The 20,719-nt window shown below is 49.3% G+C and carries 22 protein-coding genes; 11 read left to right on the top strand and 11 right to left on the bottom strand.

The genetic code is table 11. The annotated features are described in order from the left end of the window. Positions 1–22 precede the first annotated feature (22 nt). A complete protein-coding gene (locus NT239_02800) occupies positions 23–436 on the bottom strand; it encodes a TerB family tellurite resistance protein (protein XGA71786.1) in 414 nt (137 codons plus the stop codon). A gap of 12 nt (positions 437–448) precedes the next feature. Further along, positions 449–871, bottom strand: coding sequence for an acyl-CoA thioesterase (locus NT239_02795; GenBank protein ID XGA71785.1), 423 nt, complete (start codon positions 869–871; stop codon positions 449–451). Positions 872–998: 127 nt separating this feature from the next. On the opposite strand from NT239_02795, the gene NT239_02790 reads away from it, so the two are divergent. Then, positions 999–1,442, top strand: a complete 444-nt coding sequence (locus tag NT239_02790) for a universal stress protein (GenBank protein XGA71784.1) — start codon at positions 999–1,001, stop codon at positions 1,440–1,442. A 15-nt stretch (positions 1,443–1,457) separates the two neighbouring features. Further along, positions 1,458–2,315 (top strand): radical SAM protein, encoded by an 858-nt coding sequence (locus tag NT239_02785; protein ID XGA71783.1) that lies wholly within the window; start codon positions 1,458–1,460, stop codon positions 2,313–2,315. A 6-nt stretch (positions 2,316–2,321) separates the two neighbouring features. Here NT239_02785 and NT239_02780 read toward each other — a convergent pair whose 3' ends face one another. The 3 genes from NT239_02780 to NT239_02770 all read right to left on the bottom strand — a co-directional run bounded on the left by NT239_02780 (position 2,322) and on the right by NT239_02770 (position 3,570). Continuing rightward, positions 2,322–2,603: a helix-turn-helix domain-containing protein gene (locus NT239_02780; GenBank protein ID XGA71782.1), complete on the bottom strand. Its 282-nt coding sequence runs from the start codon at positions 2,601–2,603 to the stop codon at positions 2,322–2,324. Between the two features lie 257 nt (positions 2,604–2,860). Continuing rightward, a complete protein-coding gene (locus NT239_02775) occupies positions 2,861–3,139 on the bottom strand; it encodes a barstar family protein (protein XGA71781.1) in 279 nt (92 codons plus the stop codon). Next, complete coding sequence (locus tag NT239_02770; GenBank protein XGA71780.1) at positions 3,130–3,570, bottom strand: ribonuclease; 441 nt, start codon at positions 3,568–3,570, stop codon at positions 3,130–3,132. The genes NT239_02775 and NT239_02770 overlap by 10 nt, the downstream gene beginning before the upstream one ends. Before the next feature lie 172 nt (positions 3,571–3,742). Between NT239_02770 and leuC the strand changes: the two genes are divergently transcribed. The 7 genes from leuC to NT239_02735 all read left to right on the top strand — a co-directional run bounded on the left by leuC (position 3,743) and on the right by NT239_02735 (position 9,961). Then, entirely contained in the window at positions 3,743–5,164 is a 1,422-nt protein-coding gene (gene leuC / locus NT239_02765; GenBank protein ID XGA71779.1) for a 3-isopropylmalate dehydratase large subunit, read from the top strand. A gap of 15 nt (positions 5,165–5,179) precedes the next feature. Further along, positions 5,180–5,311: an entericidin gene (locus NT239_02760; GenBank protein XGA71778.1), complete on the top strand. Its 132-nt coding sequence runs from the start codon at positions 5,180–5,182 to the stop codon at positions 5,309–5,311. 7 nt (positions 5,312–5,318) lie between these two features. Beyond that, entirely contained in the window at positions 5,319–5,957 is a 639-nt protein-coding gene (leuD, locus tag NT239_02755) for a 3-isopropylmalate dehydratase small subunit (protein XGA71777.1), read from the top strand. 117 nt (positions 5,958–6,074) lie between these two features. Further along, a complete protein-coding gene (gene nagB / locus NT239_02750) occupies positions 6,075–6,806 on the top strand; it encodes a glucosamine-6-phosphate deaminase (protein XGA71776.1) in 732 nt (243 codons plus the stop codon). Between the two features lie 167 nt (positions 6,807–6,973). Further along, positions 6,974–8,038, top strand: a complete 1,065-nt coding sequence (gene leuB, locus NT239_02745; GenBank protein ID XGA71775.1) for a 3-isopropylmalate dehydrogenase — start codon at positions 6,974–6,976, stop codon at positions 8,036–8,038. A gap of 113 nt (positions 8,039–8,151) precedes the next feature. Then, entirely contained in the window at positions 8,152–8,919 is a 768-nt protein-coding gene (locus NT239_02740) for a transporter substrate-binding domain-containing protein (protein ID XGA71774.1), read from the top strand. A gap of 118 nt (positions 8,920–9,037) precedes the next feature. Continuing rightward, positions 9,038–9,961: an Asd/ArgC dimerization domain-containing protein gene (locus NT239_02735; protein ID XGA71773.1), complete on the top strand. Its 924-nt coding sequence runs from the start codon at positions 9,038–9,040 to the stop codon at positions 9,959–9,961. 256 nt (positions 9,962–10,217) lie between these two features. Here the strand turns inward: NT239_02735 and NT239_02730 are convergent, their stop codons facing one another. Beyond that, positions 10,218–11,279, bottom strand: coding sequence for an IS110 family transposase (locus tag NT239_02730; GenBank protein ID XGA71772.1), 1,062 nt, complete (start codon positions 11,277–11,279; stop codon positions 10,218–10,220). A 129-nt stretch (positions 11,280–11,408) separates the two neighbouring features. Beyond that, positions 11,409–12,257, bottom strand: coding sequence for a 23S rRNA (adenine(2030)-N(6))-methyltransferase RlmJ (gene rlmJ / locus NT239_02725; protein ID XGA72759.1), 849 nt, complete (start codon positions 12,255–12,257; stop codon positions 11,409–11,411). Positions 12,258–12,497: 240 nt separating this feature from the next. On the opposite strand from rlmJ, the gene NT239_02720 reads away from it, so the two are divergent. Next, positions 12,498–14,204 carry an EAL domain-containing protein gene (locus NT239_02720; protein XGA71771.1) on the top strand — a complete coding sequence of 569 codons (1,707 nt, stop codon included), beginning with the start codon at positions 12,498–12,500 and terminating at the stop codon, positions 14,202–14,204. Here NT239_02720 and NT239_02715 read toward each other — a convergent pair. Beyond that, positions 14,177–14,656: a hypothetical protein gene (locus tag NT239_02715; protein ID XGA71770.1), complete on the bottom strand. Its 480-nt coding sequence runs from the start codon at positions 14,654–14,656 to the stop codon at positions 14,177–14,179. The two genes, NT239_02720 and NT239_02715, sit on opposite strands and share 28 nt — an antisense overlap. Positions 14,657–14,659: 3 nt before the next feature. After that, positions 14,660–15,094 carry a DUF4231 domain-containing protein gene (locus tag NT239_02710; GenBank protein XGA72758.1) on the bottom strand — a complete coding sequence of 145 codons (435 nt, stop codon included), beginning with the start codon at positions 15,092–15,094 and terminating at the stop codon, positions 14,660–14,662. A gap of 154 nt (positions 15,095–15,248) precedes the next feature. On the opposite strand from NT239_02710, the gene NT239_02705 reads away from it, so the two are divergent. Then, positions 15,249–18,041: an insulinase family protein gene (locus NT239_02705; GenBank protein XGA71769.1), complete on the top strand. Its 2,793-nt coding sequence runs from the start codon at positions 15,249–15,251 to the stop codon at positions 18,039–18,041. A gap of 178 nt (positions 18,042–18,219) precedes the next feature. On the opposite strand, the gene NT239_02700 is transcribed toward NT239_02705, so the two are convergent. Both NT239_02700 and NT239_02695 read right to left on the bottom strand, forming a co-directional pair. After that, complete coding sequence (locus NT239_02700; protein XGA71768.1) at positions 18,220–19,242, bottom strand: cytochrome d ubiquinol oxidase subunit II; 1,023 nt, start codon at positions 19,240–19,242, stop codon at positions 18,220–18,222. 167 nt (positions 19,243–19,409) lie between these two features. Continuing rightward, entirely contained in the window at positions 19,410–20,717 is a 1,308-nt protein-coding gene (locus NT239_02695; protein XGA71767.1) for a cytochrome ubiquinol oxidase subunit I, read from the bottom strand. Positions 20,718–20,719: the final 2 nt, after the last annotated feature.

The raw sequence follows: 20,719 nt of genomic DNA, 5'->3' as shown, positions 1-20,719 counted from the left end.
TGTTGTTGTAAGTAAAGCTTAATTAGTGGTCAAATGCCAGTTGTAGATCATCTAAGCTGAGATGCCATTTTTTGAGCATACGGCTAAACACGGCCAACTCTGCGTCGTTGATTTCTTCGTCGGATTTTGCCAAATCAAGTGATAAAGCCGCCAATTGCAGGCGCTTTTTCGGGTCGTCCACTGTTTCGAGGAGTTGATCGAGACGATCCTTATCGACCAGATGAACGCTGCCTTTTTCATCAGCTTCATCGCCGATATCATTGCAGTAGTCTTGTAATACTTGAATAAACCCTTTGCGCGTAATACCAAGTACATCGTAGATGTGCAAATGCTCAAGCTCATCAATTTCTTCAGGGTCGAAATTTCCGTCACAGATCATCTGCAAAACAAGCAAACGCGCCATTGCTTCAGGGCTGTTGATGGCATATTTTTTCATTTCGGTATCCTTTTATTGTTGTAGCACTGCGCGTAACACCGACGGCAAGCTGGTGATTTTTTTCAGTTGGTAATCATAAGCTACCATCGCAGTTTTTGCTTGAGCAATGGTCTGCGTTTGGTGGCTGATATCATAGTAAAGATCAAAGCTGGCGCGAGTGATTTCCTTGACGCCAAGGCTTATTCGCAACACATCGCCATAAAAAGCCTCATTTTTAAACACAATTGCAGCATCCGCCATAATGAGGCCTTTGCCATCAATATCTAACTCGGTTGTATAGTTTAAAGATCTAAGCCATTGCAAGCGTGCTTCATGCAGCATGGACAGCAAAGCATCGTTACTCAAATGCTGCCCATAATTGATGTCGCGAATGCGAACCGCCAACTCGGCGGTAAATAAAGAGCACTCGGGTAGATCAAGTTCTAGTCGTGCCATGATTGGTTTAAATTAGAAGTTGCTTAAGTATTTTTGTTCAGTGTATTCCCGTTCCACGCTGAGCCGCAATAGCCCAAGTGGTGATGAGCCTGCTAGACTAAAAGAAACTAAGTCGAAGGAGTCAAAAATGTATACCCGCATTTTAGTACCCATTGATCATAGCGAGACCAGTGCAGCTGCACTACAAGAGGCGACTAGGCTGGCAGTGGAGCAGCATGCAATCGTCCGTTTGGTGCATGTCATCGACTTGGCGCAGTTCGCTTGGAGTGCTAACGAGTTTCTGGATGTCCCACAACTACAGGCTTCTCTTAAAGAAGGGGGGCAAAGTCTGCTGCAGGAGCAGGCCGCGTTGCTGAAAAAACAAGCGATTTGCACTGAGACGGCATTGCTGGAAATTTGGGGCGGGCAGATCGCGCGAACTTTGGTGGATGAAGCGCAGCAATGGCAGGCCCAATTGCTTGTGATGGGCACGCATGGCTATGGAGGTTTAACGCATATGCTGTTGGGTAGTGTCGCAGAAGGCGTAATGCGCCATACGCATATTCCAGTGTTATTAGTGAAAGCGCATTAGTTTTTAAGGTTTTGCATGAGCATACAAATTAGCAGTCCTCTGAGCGTGAGCGATCACCGTCGCGATATTGCAGGTTTGAAATATGTTTATCCAGTCATCTCAAGGCGGGCGGGCGGGGTGTCAATTGGGATCAATCTGAATCCGAATAATGCCTGTAACTGGCGCTGTGTGTATTGCCAAGTTCCCGACTTGGTCCGCGGCTCAGCGCCTGAGATCGATCTTCAGCAGCTGGAGTTAGAGCTTGATTTAATGCTCAATCAAATCGTTTATGGGGATTTCATGGCAACTGCTGTGCCACCCGAAGCGCAGCGCTTAAATGATATCGCCTTTTCGGGCAATGGCGAGCCAACCACGTCAAAGCAATTTTTAGCAGCCTGTGAGTTGGTTGCCGCAGCGCGACAAAAATATAACCTCGATGTCAAAACCGTTGTGATTACCAATGGTAGCCAGTTGGATAAACCTCAAGTGCAAATGGCTTTAGCTAGATTGTCTGAGATGCAAGGAGAGGTTTGGTTTAAGATTGATCGAGCACCACAAGATGGCGTCGAATGGGTGAACCAAATAGCACTGACTCGGGTGCAGGTGGCGAGGCGGTTGGCAACTTCAGCACAAAGTTGCTCCACGTGGGTGCAGACCTGCATGTTTGCCACTGATGGGGTTTTACCAAGCGAAGAAGAAATTGTTGCATATATCGATTTTTTAGCTGAGCAGCTGCGTGCTGGTGTGCCTCTAGCGGGGGTCTTGCTTTACGGCTTAGCTCGACCCTCGCTGCAAATTGAGGCTCCGCGCCTTAGTGCTGCCCCAATAGGTTGGATGCAGTCGCTGCAAGGGCGGTTGGAACACTTGGGCTTAACGGTTAAGCTCAGTGTTTAATTGAATTTAAATCGCTGTTTCTGTGGCTTTTTTGATCAAATCTTCGAGCAAATGAGGTTGTTGTTCGCGCAAATAGTTTAGCGCTTTGATTTCCTCGCTTTTAAGAGTCGCCAAATCAATGCCTTCCACATGAACCACACGCAATAATTCACGAACTGGTTTTGGCATGGTGCGGCCACTTTCATAGCGAGAGCCGCCACTTTGCGTTACCCCAATGAGGCTCCAGAACTCTTGTTGGTTCAGACCCAATTGTTTGCGAATTTGCTTTGGATTCAACGTTGTCGTCATGGTTGTGCTCCTTAATGATGTGATTGAGGGACATCTATGCCGTTTTGATAAATGTTGCATTCATCATAAGAATTTTGGCCGTTTATGACACGGCACTATTCCACTTTCAACTTGTTGAATAATGACAATGGGTGCAAGTAATCTGTTTTGCTGGAGTTTGTTTTTGAGAGTTTTGGGCGGTGTATATTCTGAAATTTGTTAGGGTATTGCTCTAGATGTATTGAATTACATGTCTTTTAAAAAAATACCCCTGAGTATTAGGTGATGTTGATTTGCAGGTCGCTCCGTTCACCAGCAGCATCTTTTAACACGCACATCAGGTCTTCAAATTGAGTTCCAGGCATTATTTTCTGCGCTTGGGCACATTCTTGCCAGGTAATTTGTACCGGACCTTCCAGATCTAAGCTAAGGACATCAAAGAGCGCATCAAGGTTTCGGCCAAAAGTATTTGGTAGATGCGCTTGAGTTGATATTTGATTGTAGGCGTCGTCTAGGGATTGAATATCACGGAGTGTAATTTGGGTGCCTAAGAACATGCAGGGATCTCCGTAAATGTGTTGTAGTGATCAATTGTAATATAGCGTTTTCCAGGGTTTTGAAAGACGATACGTTTGGCATTTCGTTTTTTGCCCTGATAATCGAGATCGGCCTCGAAATAATGCCCCTTGGGTAGTCGTTGTTCTCGGTTACCAAATCGGTCGCCACCAATCGATTTTCCTGGTAAAGAATCCCAAAGACTCTCTCCAGGGCGCCAGCCGGCAGCTTGAGCTACCCTTTTGGTAACAAACTGATCAGGGAGCCGCTTAAATTGATTTAGGCTAGCTAAAATCGACGATAACTCTGCGGCTGGAATGTGTTTTTCGTGTGCGATGCGCTGAGCAATTTCGTTGCAGCTTGGCATTGCGGCATACAGATTGGCGGCAATGCAATTTGCTAAAAGCGACAAGATGATTCGCTGGATTTTCATTATTGGTAATCCATTGGCTGTTAGATCTAATTATCTAACTCTGAATCGCAAAAGCAAGTGACGCAGTTTATAGTCGAAATATCAGGCAGAACCCTAATGGATTGGTTGTCGCAATGGGGCGAATCCGCTACTATCAGGGGTTTCCCGATTGTCCCAACAGGCGATCCTTGCTATGTCTCAAATTCAGTCCGCTAAAACTCTGTACGACAAACTTTGGCATTCGCATGTTATTCGCGAAGAAGCTGATGGTACCTGTTTAATTTATATTGACCGTCACTTGGTTCACGAAGTAACCAGCCCACAAGCATTTGAAGGCTTAAAGCTGGCGAATCGCCAGCCATGGCGCAAATCTTCTGTGGTGGCCACGGCAGATCACAACACGCCAACCAATGAGTGGGAAAAAGGGATTCAAGATCCTATTTCTCGCCTACAAGTTGAAACGCTAGACGCCAATATTAAAGAATTCGGCGCTCTGGCCTACTTCCCATTTAAAGATCAACGCCAAGGTATCGTGCACGTCGTTGGCCCTGAAAATGGTGCGACGCTGCCTGGTATGACCGTAGTCTGCGGCGATAGCCATACTTCAACTCACGGTGCTTTTGCAGCTTTGGCGCATGGTATCGGTACTTCGGAAGTTGAGCACGTACTCGCTACACAAACGCTGGTCGCTAAAAAATCCAAAGCGATGCTGGTTCGCGTTGATGGCAAACTCGGCACAGGCGTTACGGCTAAAGACGTGGCCTTGGCAATCATCGGCAAAATCGGCACTGCGGGCGGTACCGGTTATGCAATCGAATTCGGTGGCGAAGCCATTCGTAGCTTGAGCATGGAAGGTCGGATGACCTTATGCAATATGGCCATCGAGGGCGGTGCACGCGCTGGTATGGTTGCAGTTGATGACAAAACCATCGAATACCTGAAAGGTCGTCCATTCTCGCCAAGCGCGGAGCAATGGGATGCCGCGGTCGCGAACTGGCGCGAGCTGGTATCGGATGAAGGTGCAGTTTTTGATGCCGTGGTTGAACTGCGCGCTGAAGATATCGAGCCACAAGTGACTTGGGGTACCTCGCCTGAACAAGTGCTGGGTGTGTCTGGCAAAGTACCAAATCCAGCCAATGAAGCTGATCCAGTAAAGCGCGGCAGCTACGAGCGTGCCTTGCAATATATGGGTCTCAGCGCCGATACCCCGCTGACTGAAATTCCCGTTGATAAAGTATTTATCGGTTCCTGTACCAATAGCCGCATCGAAGACTTGCGCGCAGCTGCCAGCGTGATCAAAGGCAAAAAGAAAGCCGATAGCGTGAAGCTGGTGTTGATCGTACCTGGTTCTGGCTTGGTGAAAGCTCAAGCTGAAGCCGAAGGCTTGGATAAAGTCTTTATTGAGGCTGGCTTTGAATGGCGCGAACCAGGCTGTTCAATGTGCTTGGCGATGAATGCCGATCGTTTGGCACCGGGCGAGCGTTGCGCGTCAACGTCAAACCGCAATTTCGAAGGTCGCCAAGGTCAAGGTGGTCGCACGCATTTGGTAAGCCCAGAGATGGCCGCAGCAGCTGCAATCGCCGGCCATTTTGTCGACGTACGTAGCTGGAATTAAGTGGAGGAAGGCAGTATGAAACGAACAGCAGTTGCTTTAAGCATGTTTTTGCTGGCCTTCTCTTTGTCGGCGTGTAATACCGTGAATGGCTTTGGCAAAGATTTGCAAAAGCTGGGTAAACAAATCGACGAAAAATCATCTAAGTGATTAAACAATGAAACCATTTATCCAATTAGACGGTTTGGTCTGCGCGATGGATCGCGCGAATGTCGATACCGACGCGATCATTCCAAAACAGTTTTTAAAATCGATTAAACGTTCCGGCTTTGGCCCGAACTTGTTTGACGAATGGCGTTACCTAGATCAAGGTGAGCCGGGTATGGACAATAGCCAGCGTCCACTCAACCCAGATTTCGAGCTCAATTTACCACGCAATCAAGGCGCGCAAATTTTACTGGCGCGTGATAATTTCGGTTGCGGCAGCTCGCGTGAACACGCGCCTTGGGCGATTGAAGACTATGGCTTTCGTGCTTTGATTGCCCCAAGCTTTGCAGACATTTTCTTCAATAACTGTTTTAAAAATGGCCTGTTGCCAATCGTGCAACCTGCTGCCGTGGTTGATCAGTTATTTAATGAAGCCAAAGCAGAAGGGTACCGGCTGAATATCGATTTGACCGCGCAAACGATTACTACGCCAAGCGGTCAGGTTTTCAATTTTGAAATTACCGAACACCGCAAGCACTGTTTGCTCAATGGTTTGGATGAAATTGGCCTGACCCTCGCGCATCGCGATGAAATCAGCGCTTTTGAAGCCAAACGCCAAGCTGAGCAGCCGTGGTTATTTGCTAAATAACAAATGAGCCCCAATTTGACGCGATTTTGGGGCTCATTTTTTTAGGCTTTATCAATATTATTCTTAGAATTTTGTCGTATCCTATTACGGTCAAATTCACTTTTTGGAAAAAAACCGATGATCTTGCATAAATTCAAAAATCAAAGCGATCTAGATCGTGCCGCAGCTGACCTGATTATCTCTATGGTGCGTGCTAAACCTAATGCAGTTTTGGGTATGGCAACCGGTGGTACCCCAGTGGGTTTGTACAAAGAAATCGTTAAAACTTATCAAGCTGGTTTGGTGAGCTTCGCGCAAGCCAAAACATTTAACTTGGACGAGTACGTTGGCCTGCCAGTGACTCACCCAGAAAGCTACCGCAATTTCATGCAACGCAATCTGTTTGATCACATCGATATCAAAGCAGAAAACACGCACGTGCCAAATGGCAATGCCGCAGACGTGGATGCTGAATGCCGTAACTACGACAAAATGATGTTCGAGCAAGGTCCAGTTGATTTGCAATTGCTCGGTATTGGCCACAATGGTCACATCGGCTTTAACGAACCAGATACGCAATTGTCGCGCGGTACTTATAAAGTAACGCTGAAAGAAGAAACTCGCGAAGCCAACAAACGCTTCTTCGACAGCATTGATGATGTACCAACTCATGCGGTAACGATGGGTATGGGCTCAATCATGCAAGCTAAAGCAATCTTGTTGGTTGTGAAGGGCGCTGAAAAAGCGGCAATCTTGGATGCAACCTTGAACGGCCCGATCACCACGCAAGTACCAGCGTCATTGCTGCAAACGCACCCACGCGTGATTGTATTGACTGATTGCGATGTGGATTACAAAGTATCGTTCTAATCGAACATGACACATCAAAAGAGGGGCTTGCCCCTCTTTTTCTACGTATAAAGCGTAGAGACTGATGCGTGTATTAGGGTATAAGGTTCTAGCTCCGATTCAATAAGGCTTGTGGCTTAATACCCCGTGCATCAATAAATACCACTAAAAAGCTTGCGAGATAAAAAATGAAAGTATTGATTTTGCCCGGTGATGGCATTGGCCCTGAAATTGTTGCACAGGCCAAGAAAGTCCTCGAAGTATTGCAAAAAGACGGTTTGGCTTTGGAATTGCAAGAAGCCCCATTGGGTGGCGCTGCGTATGACCAATACGGCGCACCGTATCCAGAATTTACACAAAACCTAGCGCGCGAAGCCGATGCGATTTTGCTCGGCGCTGTTGGTGGCCCGCAATACGACAAACTCGATCGCCCGTTGCGTCCAGAGCGCGGCCTGCTGGCGATTCGTAAAGATTTAAATCTGTTTGCCAATCTGCGCCCGGCGATTTTGTATCCAGAATTGGCCAACGCTTCAACGCTGAAGCCTGAAGTGGTTTCAGGCCTCGATATCCTGATTGTGCGCGAATTGACTGGCGATATTTACTTCGGCCAGCCACGCGGTATTCGCACTAATGAAGCGGGCGAGCGCGAAGGCTTTAACACGATGCTGTACGCCGAGTCTGAAATTCGCCGCATTGGTCACGTGGCGTTCCAAGCGGCGCAAAAGCGCGGCAAGAAACTGTGTTCGGTCGATAAAGCCAACGTACTGGAAACGACTGAATTCTGGAAAGAGATCATGACTGATCTGGCCAAAGAATATCCAGACGTTGAACTGAGCCATATGTTGGTTGATAACGCCGCGATGCAATTGGTGAAAGCGCCAAAACAGTTCGACGTGGTCGTCACTGGCAATATCTTTGGCGATATTTTGTCGGATGAAGCGTCTATGTTGACTGGCTCAATCGGCATGTTGCCAAGCGCGTCGCTCGACGCGAACAACAAAGGCTTGTACGAGCCTAGCCACGGTTCTGCGCCAGATATCGCCGGTAAAGACGTTGCCAATCCATTGGCGACGATTTTGTCAGTCGCAATGATGTTGCGTTACACGTTTAACAACGAAGCTGCAGCGCAACGAGTGGAAAACGCGGTGAAGAAAGTATTGGCGCAAGGCCTGCGCACGGCGGACATCTACGAAGCTGGTACGACCAAGGTCGGCTGCTCGGCAATGGGTGATGCTGTCGTGGCGGCAATGTAAACCTATGTAAATAATTGCTGCTGTTGAATAAAAAAGAGCCGTGCAGGCTCTTTTTTTATTGTTTGTAAGATTCGCTGCTATAGTACTAACAGGCAAAAATTGTGGGGTTTGTCATGAAAAAGCTTGTTGCTGGTGTTTGCAGTGTTGTCGCAATGTGCACAGTTACGGCGAGCTACGCTGAAGAGATTACCTTAACATTGCAAGAGTATCCCCCATATATGGGGGACAACTTACCGCATAAAGGGCTGCTGACTCGTGTCGTTGTCGCGGTTTTTGAGCAAAAAGGGATCGACGTTAAATTAGAGTATGTGCCGAATAAACGAGCGATTGATGGCGTACGGCAAGGTACTTACCACGGCGGTTTTGGTTGGGCCAAAAATGCGGAGCGCGAAAAAGATTTGGTGTATTCCAATCCAGTGTTATCGCTCAGTATGGTTTTCTGTCAGCAAGCCGGTAAAGTCATCCAGTGGAAAAAACTGGAAGACCTAAGTAGCTTTACGATGGGCGTGACAGCTGGTAATTTTTATTCAGAAGAATTTGATAAGCTCAGCAAAGCTGGCGTGTTACGCACCGATGTTAGTAATAGCGATGTGAGTAATTTTAAAAAGCTTGCTGCTGGGCGAATCGATTTGTTGCCGATTGATATTGAAGTCGGCCCTTATGTCATTGCCAGGAATCTTGCACCGGTCGAGCAAGCTAAAATCAGCTGTCAATCACAGGCGTATTGGAGTGCCCCGCTGCATGTGGTCTTTGATCGCAAAAACCCTAATGCCCAACGTTGGGCGAAAACCTTTAATGATGGCTTGCGTATTCTTTCTGATACTGGGATTGCGGCTAAATTGATTGACTCTACGCGCAAAGAAATCAACCAAGGGCAATAAAAACAATCCAAGCAAGGTATCGTGGCTCGTGTTCTGGCCCGCAAGCAGGTAAAATGCGCCATTAAATTGCACCCCTGATCCGGGTGCATTTGTTTTTATTAATACCTGGAGTGAGTATATGTCTAAAGCTATTTCTGTTGCGCTAGTTGGTGCAGATACCCCCGCAGCTCAAACCGTATTAGATGTATTGGGTGAATTGCCCATCGCTTTAGAAGCGCTCTATCCACTTTCTGACGATGAAGAAGCTGGTACCGTCGAGCTGCGTGAACATGTTTTGCCGGTGCTGGAAGTTGATCTGTTTGACTGGAAATCAGTCGAGGCCGCCGTTTTTGTTGGCTCGCCAGAGCTGGCTACGAAATACGCAGCGCAGGCTGCGCAAGCCGGTGTGGCGGTGATTGATTTAACAGGCGCAACGCAATCGAAAGTCGGCAAGCCGCAAGCGGGCCAAATCGTTAGCCTGCCGCATGTATTAACCTCGATGATTTCGGCGACGGTTGCCGCATTTAAATCGCTGTCGGAGCTGCAGTTTATTGCGGCTACGGCGATGGTGTCGGTGTCTGAAGACGGTAAATCAGCGATTGAAGCGTTGTCGATGCAAACGCGCCAATTGTTTGCGCAGCAAGAAGTTGAATTGGCAGGCTATCCAAAACGTTTGGCGTTTAATGTCTTGCCAACCGCTGCCCGTGGTGAAGAGGCGCGTATTCATGCCGAGCTAGCGGCTGCGGGTCATGCGATTAATAGCTTAACCGTGAGCCGAGTTCCGGTGTTTTTTGGCCATGCGGTGAGCTTGAGCGTGCAGTTTAAGACGGCGCAAACTTTGGCTGCAGTTGAAGCGGCCATTGCAGCCGCTCCCGCGTTATACTTCTTGCAAGGCACGGGCGCGGCAGGCATTGCAACGCCACAAGACGCGATTGGCGGCGATAAAATCTGGGCCAATCAATTGCAATTGTCGGACGATGGCTGCACGGCAACGGTGTGGTTGGTTGCAGATAATGCCCGCCTTCCTGCGCGTGCGGCAGCATTGTTGTTGGCGCTGGTTTAATAGCAATTGCCCGCCAATAAAAATCTATGGTCAGCCAGAACTTTGCAAGCACAATTTACTGATGAATAATGACTTTGAAGCCTTGCTCTAATCTATTCGGATTCTGTTGGACTCAATAGCCCGATCCTTGATGTGAGCCGCTCCTGACGATCCTTAAAAAGCCCACAGTCTCATGGACTGTTTTTATTGCCAGGTTAGTCGTCAGGCCGTGGGGCCGCTTGTCTTCATCAGTGTCTGTCTTGCGCAAAGGCAGGCTTCACTCACCGCCGGTTCTGCCGGCGGTTTGTTTTTCATGCAAGGTCCGCGGGTGCGGGTGATACTCGTCCCCTGTGGCGAGGATCGCCCACACCACGCGGGCCAATTTGTTGGCGACCGCACACGCCACTACATTGCCGTGTCGCCGCACCATCAATTCTCGCGTCCATTCGGCGATCGCACTGTTCCAGCGTGTCGCGTTGAGCATGATCACGTGCGCGCACTGCACTAACAATCGTCGCAACGACTTGTCACCTCGTCTGCTGATGCCCAATAGTTTGGCTTTGCCGCCCGTCGAATGCTGCCGCGGCACGAGGCCAAGTGAGGCAGCAAAATCCCGTGCTTTGCCATATCCTTTGGCGTTGCCCGCATCGGCGGCGAGTTGGCTGGCGGTGATCGGACCGATGCCGGGTATCGTCATTAAACGTGTGGCGACATCATTGCTGCGTGCCTCAGTGGCAATCTGCTGGTCGAGCACCTGAATCAGGCGTTCCAGCAACAGCACGTGCTCGAACTGCTGCAACAAGATCTGCCGCACCATCACCGGCAAATCATCGGATGGTGTGGCGAGCAAGGTGGGCACTTGCCGGATACCACGCATGCCTAGCGGCAATGTGATGCCAAATTCCAGTAGCAAAGCATGGATCTGATTGGTGGTTTGAATCCGCTCGGCCATGCGGGCTTCGCGCATTCGATGCAAGCTCGAAACAGCTTGTTGTTGCATTGATTTGATCGCGACATAGCGCATTGAAGGACGACAAGCGGCTTCGCAGATGGCGTGTGCGTCGATGAAGTCGTTCTTGTTGCCTGTGACGAAGGGGCGAATGTACTGAGGGGCAATCAGCTGGGCGTGATGTCCGAATTCGATGAGTTTGCGCGCCAGCCAGTGCGCACCGGCGCACGCTTCCATCACAATACGGCAAGGTGGATGCGTCGCAAGAAACTCGATCAAGCCTGTGCGGGTGAATTGGCGCTTGTAGAGAACGTGCCCTGCCACATCCTGTGCGATAGCGTGAAAAGTGTGTTTGCCAATATCAAGCCCAATCAAAGTTGCAGTTGCCATGATGATCTCCTCGCCAGAAAAGAAAACAGCCCCTACAGCTTACGCCAGCAGGGGCTGGTTCTGGCTGACCATCACATTAAGCCCCGATTCGGGGCTTTTTTATTGCTGCTCACTCGTTCGCTTGATTGATTAGGCGCTGTGATGTTCGAGGGTATAGCGCGCACCGCTATCTAATCCAAGGTGTTTCACCAGATACGGCATGATGGTTTCTAATTCACTCGCCAAAGTCCACGGCGGGTTAAACACAAACATGCCCGAGCCGTGCATGCCAAAGCCATCCAGACTAGGCGATTGAACGGTTAAGCTAACGTGCAGCCAGCCTTTGGCTGGGGTTTTCTTCAATTTATCGAGCATTTCTTTGACTTCAACGCGCGCCAGTTGCGGGTACCAGATCGCATACACGCCAGTGGCAAAGCGCTCGAGTGCCAGTTTCATCGTATCGGCGACGCGGACGTAATCGTGTTTGTCTTCATACGGTGGATCGATCAGCATCAAGCTGCGGCGAGGAGGCGGTGGCAGCACGCCTTTGATGCTGGCAAAACCATCGGCGTGGACGACCTGCGCTTTTTTGCCTGCGCTGGCAAAGTTGTCTGCCAGCAATTTGGCGTCGTTGGTGTGCAGCTCGAACAAGCGCAATTTATCGTCAAAGCGCTGCAAAGCTTGCGCCACAAAGGGCGAGCCGGGGTAGAACATGAGCTGATCTTGCCCTGCGTTGAGGTCTTTCACGACTTTAACGTATTTTTTCAGCGCCTCGGGTAAGTCATTGCGTTGCCAAATGCGGGCAATGCCGGTTTCAAATTCGGCATTTTTGGTGGCATAGCCTTCGGTCAGCGAATACACGCCGGCGCCTGCATGCGTATCGATATACCACCACGGTTTTTCCTTCTGATTCAAATAGTCGAGCAATAAAACTTCAACGGCATGTTTGAGCACGTCGGCGTGGTTGCCGGCGTGAAAGGCGTGGCGATAACTGAGCATGATGAAATCTCGAACACAATCTGGCATTGTAACGCCAAACATCACTGGTCATCCATGTTTGGCGGTGGGGGTCTTGATCGTAAAGCGCACATTAATGATGGTTATTTAGCTCTACATCATTGAGTAAAGCGTGCTTAAGTGTCGTTTTGTCAGCATTTTTTGCGGTTTTTTATCAAGCAGCATCCTAGCTTTGTTTATGATAAAACCGTACATCAGAATCTCATTATGATCGGGGCCCGAATGATTTGGTGGTTGGCGTTGAGCATCGCGCTTTGTGTCGCTTTATTGATTTATGCACTGCGCGCACGACGTTTGCGTCAGCGCTATCAGGCGCTGGTCGATAGCATTCCCGATTTGGCATGGGCCAAAGATGTGGACGGACGCTTTGTTGTCGTCAATCGCGCATTTTGCGATATCTGGCAAGTGAGTGATGCTAAACAGTTAATCGGTAAAGATGACTTTTATCTATCTCCCCCGCACCTGGCTGAACAATATAAAGCCGATGATCAAAAAATTATTCAATCAGGTGAAGCCATTCGAGCTGAACATCCATTCGATCATGTGATTGATGGCAAGCGCTGGATGGAGCTTATTAAAGTGCCGGTGTATGAAGGTCGGCATATTATTGGTACCGCAGGCATTGCGCGCGATATTAGCGATCGTAAACAGGCACAGGAGCAACTGCAGTGGCTGGCTTGGCACGATCCGCTCACACAGTTATTCAACCGCAGCTATCTTGAACAACAACTAGCAGTCTGGATTGAGAATGGCTTGGGTTTTGCCCTTTGGTTAATTGATCTCGACCATTTCAAGCGCATCAACGATGCGCTCGGCCACGCAGCTGGAGATAGTGCCTTGCTGCAAGTGGCTCAGCGTCTGCAACGCCTATCAGAGCAGGTTTTTCGCTTGGGCGGCGATGAGTTTGTCATCTTGGCACCGCAAAGCCAGTTGCAGCACATTGATGATCAATTACTTGGCTTTTTGAGTGAACCTATTCGCATTGAAGAGTTGGAGTTCTTGCTTGGATTTACCGCTGGACGGGTGTTGTATCCGCAAGATGGCAGCACGGCGGGTCAACTGATTAAGCATGCTGATATCGCGCTGTATCAGGGTAAATCGGAAGGGCGCGGTAAGATTAGCGTTTTTCAATCGGCGATGGCCACCTCAGCAGTATTGCAACTGGAGTTGGAGCGCGAATTACGCCAAGCCTTGGCGCATCAGCAATTTCGCTTGGTCTATCAGCCGCAGGTGCGACTTAGTGATAAACAACTGATTGGTTTTGAAGCTTTAATCCGCTGGCATCAGCCAGAGCGCGGGGAAGTTAGCCCCGCTGATTTTATTCCGTTCGCCGAACAAACCGGCATTATTGCCGCCATTGGCGATTGGGCTTTAGATCAAGCCATCACGCAAGTGCAACTGTGGGCCGAGCAAGGACTGCCTGTGGTACCTGTTTCTGTCAATGTTTCTGCCTTGCAATTAACGCATCTTGATTTTGCCGATTCAGTGATACAGCGTGTGCGCCGCCTACCGTATTTTTTACAAGATAAAATTGAGCTTGAACTCACTGAATCCACCATTATGCAAATGGCGTCTTTGCAATCGTTGCGTACATTAACTCGTGCCGGGATTGCGGTGCATATGGATGATTTTGGTACTGGTTATTCGAACTTGGCCCAATTATCCCGTATGTCTTTGTCGAAGCTGAAATTTGACCGCAGCCTAATTCAAAACGTGCAAGATAATCAAGCGCACCAACAGGTGTGCCGTGCCCTCGTTGATCTTGCCCATGCTTTGCAGCTTGAGGTTGTGGCTGAAGGTGTTGAAACCGAAGCAGAGGCGCAGTGGCTAAACGAGCAGGGCGTGCAATTTGTGCAAGGCTACTGGTTTAGCCGCCCATTAGAGCATCAAGACGCAGGCGATTATTTGCTAAGGGGTATGTTGCGATAAGCTTCATTGGTATTGATATTTCGCTCAATACCATTGGGTGTATGGCTATTTGAAATTGCTCTCAAATCTGATTGCGCGTAACGAGCACCAAATTGGCGCACGCAAAAATACACCCAAGCCGCTAGCAAGGTATTCATGCCATCGGCAAGACAAAGTTGGCGCAGGACAGCGTCAGCCTGTTGCCGATAGTGCTGTGCATCAAGGTGTCCATCGCGCATCAATTGATACAAAGCATCATGCGCTAGCGCGCCGCGCATCACCGATGGCAGATCTGGCATGGGGCCGCTGGCACCATCCCACGCATAATTGGCGGCTAGTGCCAATTGCCCTTGGCGATTCAAGCTAATAAAAGGTGTTGCAATATCCTGCTCAGGGTGTAATTGCAGTTGAATTACGCAGGGGTGGGCCAGCGTGTATTTGTAAATGCGGCGTTTTTTATACCAAATCGTCATCACTTAGGCTGCATTCCTTTCCGCAATCGCTTCATGCCAATAATTGATATTGCTCTCGGTAATCGCTTGGTAATCATTAATCAAGGCATGCAAAGCTTGCTCTTCAATCTGCTGCAAATCAGCGGTGAGATAAACCAAGCGATCGCGCAGCGATTTCAGGCGTAAATGAATCGCGTTATTGCGCATCCAATATTCTTCAATATTTAAAAAACTGGCAATGCCGCCCAGCAAAGTCATGATGGCGCCCAAAATCAGCGCAATATTTTTCGCGTGTGGTATCAACATTGCGCTGTCTAAGCCCAGCACCACGGTTGAGACAGCCGCGAGAGCCAGCATTGAGAACTTCAGAATATAAGTCGTTCGTTTGAGTCGGCGGCTTTTTCGTTCCGAATAAATTTGATGTTTAAGGATTTTTGATAACAAAAATCTGACCCGCATATCGGGGTGTTGCTGAGCAATATTAAGCGTGATATCGCGATCCATAAGACATACAGGCTAGGGAAAACCCCATCATACCAGCGTCATTCATTGTTGGACGATTACATAGGCTCTGCGTATCATTGTTGCAAATTGTAAGTATATGGATTGTCTTGTGAAATATCTGCTTCGCCTCGCCCTGGTCGCATCTTGCTCTTTTAGTGCACTTAGCTACGCCAATACGATAGAACTTCCCCCCATCATTGATCCTGCCATTCGACACGGGCAATTAGCAAATGGCTTGCGCTATTTCATTCTGCCAAACCAACAACATGCTGGCAAAGTCGAAGTGCAATTGCTGGTGAATGTCGGCAGTATGAGTGAAGCTGAAAATGAGCGAGGTTTGGCTCATTTGCTAGAACACATGGCGTTTCGCCGCACCCAAAATTTTGGCCAAGGCCAAGTGAAAGCCTTTATCGAAAGTGAGGGAATGCGCTTAGGTCACGATACCAATGCATTCACATCACACGAATCTACGATCTACAAATTATCGGTAGCAAATACCAATGCCGAAAAAGCCGTTCAGCTTATTGCCGATTGGGCTGGTGGCAAAATTGAGATTGACCCCAGTGAATTAGCGGCAGAAAAAAATGTAGTGCTTGATGAAGCTCGTCAAAGCTCGGTTAGATCTGATTTTTATGCTGATTTGATGGAAAAAATGTATCCAGCTAGCCTGTACCCACAGCGACTAGCGATTGGCTCAGCTAAAGTCATTGATCAAGTCAAAGCAGAGCAGCTACGGGCGTTTTATCAGCGCGAATATCAAGCACAGCGGATGGCAGTGATGATCGTTGGCGATATTGATGCTGACCATGTCGAAGCGAAAATTAAATCGTTGTTTGCCAGCGTAAAAGCCGGCACAGCCGAGCGTTTTTATCCCGTGCCCAAAAGCGATCAAGGGCTGCGCTTATTTAGTCATCGTAATCTAGAGGGGTTGGCTGAGCCGGTTGTTCGCTGGACTTGGCTGCTGCCCGCGGCGAGCATTGATACTGCCGCTTCAGCTTTGCGTGTTCATCAATTGCAAGTGCTGGCGCAATTGATTCAACAGCGTTTGGCTATTCAGTCACAAAAAACTGATAGCGCTTTAATGCAAACCCTCGGTATCTATTCCAATGGAAATAACCTGCTGCCAGCACGACAAAGCGAGTTAAGTTTCGAAGCTGTCGTCAAAAAAAACAAGATTCAAGATGCTTTGCGGGAGGTTTATCGCGAATTAGAGCGGGCGAGACGCTATGGTTTTACGGAACAAGAAATCAATACAGCAAGTACGGTGATTCTGGCAAATGCAGCGATTGGATATAACAACGCACAATGGGCCGATAAAATAGTTCAGCATATCCGCTACGGAGTTCCGGTTTGGGGAACAGAGTCCACATCATATGTGCATAAACGATTAAAAGATCAAAGCAAACCCGCAGATTATCAACAACTCATTCTAGAGTTATTGAGTAATAAGAATCAGCTTTCATACATGCTCTTACCCAAGCAGCTGAGTTCATTCAGCCTGTTGAGTGAGCATTCGGTCAAAAGCATGGTTAGTGAAGTGCAGCAGGAAAAATTAGCCGAACAAAGTAATACCAGTATTAAACCATTAATGGCTAAGCTACCCGAACCAGGCAAAATTGTTCATCGCGAAAACGATGCTGCAACGGGTGGGCAATTACTGACCTTAAGTAATGGCATTCAAGTGTTGACCGTGCCGAATGATCAGCCCAATGTCGGTTTTGCCGCTCTGGCTAGAGGAGGCATGTTGGCATTAGAACGAAAACTTTGGCCTGCGGCACGCGCCTCAAATCAATATTTGGTTCGCGCAGGCTTGGGTGAGCTAACTTATAACCAAATTAATCAATATTTGACGCAAAATCCCGCCAGTATTATGCCCTTAGTAGACGTTGATTATTTTGGCTGGCTGGGTAATGGACCACGCATTCAATTCGAGACTCTGCTCCAGTTGCAATATTTGGCATTCACATCCCGCAGGCAAGATGAGGCAGAAAGCAAAATCAGTGGCGAGTTGGTAATGCAATACTCGATGGCAAATGGTAATTCGATTGTTGAAGAGTTAAATAATCGCCGCTATGGCGATAACTGGCCAGCCAATCAATTCTGGCGCAAAGAAAATACCGAAGCCAATTTGAAACAGCTTGATGCAGTACGCGAGCAGTGGCTGGCTAACCCCGCAGAGTTTCGCTTTGTTATTACAGGCGTTCCCAATGACAGCGCTTATCACGAGCCATTGATCGAGCGTTATATCGCTAGCTTACCGACCAAGCCCACGCAAACCGTAACCCTGCCCAAATTAGCGCATATCACGCCTAGTGCCATTACCGAACCGCGCCTCGACAATTTGAAAGGCGCGATGCGGATGATGCAAGTGGCCGTTAAGGTGCCCCCGTCGACTGAAAGCGCTGTGTTGACCGAAGCATTGGCTGAATTAATCCGCATGCGTTTAATGCACGCTTTGCGCGAAGTGGCTGGTGAAACCTATGGTGTGCATGCTTGGACGATATTTGGTGAGTCGCAAGGCGCGTTAATTAATGTGTTATTCCAAAATGATCAGGCGCAATGCACTGCAACCGCTACCATTGTCGAGAAGGAGTTGGCCCGCATCGTCAATGAACCGCCAAGCGCCGACGAAGTCAACGCGATTCGTGATCGTATTGTAAAAATGATCAAGGATTTGCCACAAAATCCAATGCAGCACGCCAAAATGCTGGCAAATCATTGGCTGCTCAATCAAAAATTGATGGCAAAAACACCAGATTTGGCCGAGTACAATCCGCAAATGCTGCATTCATTTAGCCAGCAATGGCTCAGTGCGGGTAACTGGACCAGCGGCGTATTTAATTGCCGTAACGAAATTGATTTTAGCAAGCTCAAACCCGCGACTCAGCAGGCCAGCAAATAAAAAGGCGGCTCTCAGAGCTAATGCCGTTCACTTAAGCAAAAAAATGGCCGTTCGCCTTGAGCTTGGCTAAGGGTAAACGGCCATTTTGTCTGTTATGCACTCCATTCATGGCTCGACTAACTCACCACGAACGGCTTAAGTGAAAGGCATAAGGCTCGTAGGACCGCCTTTTTGCTACTTATTGGTACGATAATTCTCCCGCCTTGCCCCAGAACACTCGATACGAATAAATCGTGTAGCCGATGATGGTCGGCAGTACAAAGGTGGCGCCGACGAACATAATCATTAAGGAGTCGGTGCTGCTGGCGGCTTGCCAAATGGTGAGTTGGTCAATCACCAAGTGCGGGAAGATGCTGTAGACCAAGCCAAAGAATGACAGCAACACGATGCCGACCGTGGCGGCGAAGGGTAGCCAGCAGAAATTATCGTTGCCATTGCGCTGACGTTGGGCGAGTTTGGGTAGCGAATAAGCAATTACGCCAAATAGCGCGGCGGTCATGATCGGCACTGGTGCGAGTAGGAACACGTTCGGCAGCGAAAACCACAAATCGAACACGCGCGGGCTAACCCACGGCGTGGCGATCGAGACCAGCAGCGCGGCGAGCGCGGCGAACCACACGCTGCGTTGCGCCCAGCGCACGGCGCGTTGTTGCAGTGCGCCGCTGGTTTTCATGATTAGCCAGCTCGCGCCAATCAGCGCATACGCCGCGACCATGCTTAGGCCGACCAACAGTGCAAAGCCCCAAGCGCCCCAGCCCGGTGCAAAGCCGGTCAGGTAACGACCGAGCATCACGCCTTGCGACACGGTGGCCAGCAATGAGCCGACAAAAAACAGCCGATTCCACAGCGGTTGATGATGCGCTTGCGCTTTGACGCGAAAATCAAACGCCACGCCGCGCAAAATCAGGCCCAGCAACATGATCGCCACCGGCAAATACAGCGCCGTTAAAATAATGCCATGCGCCATCGGGAAGGCGACCAGCAGTAGGCCAACGCCAAGCACCAGCCAAGTTTCATTCGCGTCCCAAAACGGGCCGATTGAGGCAATCATTTTATCTTTCTGCTGGGTATCTTGCTCTAGCTCAAGCAAGATACCAACTCCCAAGTCATACCCATCGAGGATGACGTAGGCAAACATGGAAATCACCATCAGGGCGGCAAAGATTACAGGCAGCCAATATGCCCAATCGAAGTTAGCCATTACATTGTCCTTTTTGTAAAGTAAGCCAAAAGTTACCCGCATCGTTACCTCGCCTTGCCGTACTAGCTGTACTGTCTGCGGCTCGGTGCCTTGCGGGAAAACTTTTGTTCGATTACTTATCAGGCAGCCGTGTCTACGCCGTTTGCGCCAACACGGCAGCGCCTTGATTAATGCGCTGGTTTGCGCGCCAGATAAAACACCACCGAGATATACGAGGCGAGCAAGAGGGCATACAGCGCCAGATACATGAGCAAGGTGCTCAGCACCATGCCGCTCGGCACTTTCGACACCGCGTCGGCTGTTTTTAACACGCCTTGCACCAGCCACGGCTGGCGGCCGATTTCGGTGACGTACCAACCCGCCACGGTTGCCACCCAGCCGCTAAACGTCATCGCGACCAATAATCTGCTCACACTCGCCTTTGGTATACCATGGCGGTGTATTTGCCACACGGCTAACCAGCTAGCGAGCAGCATCAATATACCCACACCAGCCATAATACGGAATGACCAAAACACTTTGCCCACCGGTGGATGCTCGGCAAACTCGTTCAGGCCTTTAATTTCGCCGTTGAGTTCGTGCGTTAAGATCAAGCTGGCCAATTTAGGAATGCCAATTGCGTAATCGTTGCTGCGGGTTTCGCTGTTCGGAATTGCAAACAGCATCAGCGGTGCGCCACGCTCGGTATGCCACACGCCTTCAATCGCGGCGATTTTGGCCGGTTGATGCTTAAAGGTATTGAGCCCATGCATATCACCCACCAAGATTTGCAGCGGAATCAGCGCCGCGGCAAGGATGACGCCGGTTTTTAGCGTGGCTTGTACACTGGCGGTTGTTTGGCCTTTTAGGTAGCGATACGCCGAAACACCTGCGATCAAGAACGACACCGTTAAGCCCGACGCCAATAGCATATGGGTGAGGCGATACGGCATCGACGGGTTGAAAATCACCGTCAGCCAATCGGTCACATGCGCTTGGCCGTTGATCATTTCAAAGCCAGCCGGCGTTTGCATCCACGAATTGAGCACCAAAATCCAGAATGCAGATAAGGTCGTACCGCCAGCAACCAAGATCGTCGCGACCGTATGCATACGGTTGCTGACCTTTTTCTGGCCGAACAACATAATGCCCAGGAAGGTCGCTTCCAAGAAAAACGCGGTCAGGACTTCATACGCCAGCAGCGGCCCGGCAATATTGCCGACTGCCTGCATATAGCCGGGCCAGTTGGTGCCGAACTGAAAACTCATCGTGATGCCCGACACGACGCCCATCGCAAAGGTTAGCGCAAAAATCTTGACCCAAAAGCCGTACGCCTCCATCCATTTGGCGTCGCCGGTTTTATTAAAACGCAGCTTGAAAAACAGCAGCACCCAGCCCAGCGCGATGCTGATCGTCGGGAACAGAATATGGAAGGTGATATTGGCGGCGAATTGAATCCGCGCCAGTACGACGGGGTCGAGGAGGGCATCGGCCATGA

Origin of the sequence: Chitinibacter sp. SCUT-21, assembly GCA_041874755.1 — a bacterium.
Taxonomy (GTDB): Bacteria; Pseudomonadota; Gammaproteobacteria; order Burkholderiales; family Chitinibacteraceae; genus Chitinibacter.
The sequence above is the reverse complement of the archived record's forward strand: the minus strand, read 5'-3'. Positions and strand labels throughout refer to the sequence as shown.

Bases quoted from the DNA above. Each gene is read 5' to 3' on its own strand.
- NT239_02800 (XGA71786.1), bottom strand. From the start codon at position 436: ATGAAAAAATATGCCATCAACAGCCCTGAAGCAATGGCGCGTTTGCTT.
- NT239_02795 (XGA71785.1), bottom strand. From the start codon at position 871: ATGGCACGACTAGAACTTGATCTACCCGAGTGCTCTTTATTTACCGCC.
- NT239_02790 (XGA71784.1), top strand. From the start codon at position 999: ATGTATACCCGCATTTTAGTACCCATTGATCATAGCGAGACCAGTGCA.
- NT239_02785 (XGA71783.1), top strand. From the start codon at position 1,458: ATGAGCATACAAATTAGCAGTCCTCTGAGCGTGAGCGATCACCGTCGC.
- NT239_02780 (XGA71782.1), bottom strand. From the start codon at position 2,603: ATGACGACAACGTTGAATCCAAAGCAAATTCGCAAACAATTGGGTCTG.
- NT239_02775 (XGA71781.1), bottom strand. From the start codon at position 3,139: ATGTTCTTAGGCACCCAAATTACACTCCGTGATATTCAATCCCTAGAC.
- NT239_02770 (XGA71780.1), bottom strand. From the start codon at position 3,570: ATGAAAATCCAGCGAATCATCTTGTCGCTTTTAGCAAATTGCATTGCC.
- leuC (XGA71779.1), top strand. From the start codon at position 3,743: ATGTCTCAAATTCAGTCCGCTAAAACTCTGTACGACAAACTTTGGCAT.
- NT239_02760 (XGA71778.1), top strand. From the start codon at position 5,180: ATGAAACGAACAGCAGTTGCTTTAAGCATGTTTTTGCTGGCCTTCTCT.
- leuD (XGA71777.1), top strand. From the start codon at position 5,319: ATGAAACCATTTATCCAATTAGACGGTTTGGTCTGCGCGATGGATCGC.
- nagB (XGA71776.1), top strand. From the start codon at position 6,075: ATGATCTTGCATAAATTCAAAAATCAAAGCGATCTAGATCGTGCCGCA.
- leuB (XGA71775.1), top strand. From the start codon at position 6,974: ATGAAAGTATTGATTTTGCCCGGTGATGGCATTGGCCCTGAAATTGTT.
- NT239_02740 (XGA71774.1), top strand. From the start codon at position 8,152: ATGAAAAAGCTTGTTGCTGGTGTTTGCAGTGTTGTCGCAATGTGCACA.
- NT239_02735 (XGA71773.1), top strand. From the start codon at position 9,038: ATGTCTAAAGCTATTTCTGTTGCGCTAGTTGGTGCAGATACCCCCGCA.
- NT239_02730 (XGA71772.1), bottom strand. From the start codon at position 11,279: ATGGCAACTGCAACTTTGATTGGGCTTGATATTGGCAAACACACTTTT.
- rlmJ (XGA72759.1), bottom strand. From the start codon at position 12,257: ATGCTCAGTTATCGCCACGCCTTTCACGCCGGCAACCACGCCGACGTG.
- NT239_02720 (XGA71771.1), top strand. From the start codon at position 12,498: ATGATTTGGTGGTTGGCGTTGAGCATCGCGCTTTGTGTCGCTTTATTG.
- NT239_02715 (XGA71770.1), bottom strand. From the start codon at position 14,656: ATGACGATTTGGTATAAAAAACGCCGCATTTACAAATACACGCTGGCC.
- NT239_02710 (XGA72758.1), bottom strand. From the start codon at position 15,094: ATGCGGGTCAGATTTTTGTTATCAAAAATCCTTAAACATCAAATTTAT.
- NT239_02700 (XGA71768.1), bottom strand. From the start codon at position 19,242: ATGGCTAACTTCGATTGGGCATATTGGCTGCCTGTAATCTTTGCCGCC.
- NT239_02695 (XGA71767.1), bottom strand. From the start codon at position 20,717: ATGGCCGATGCCCTCCTCGACCCCGTCGTACTGGCGCGGATTCAATTC.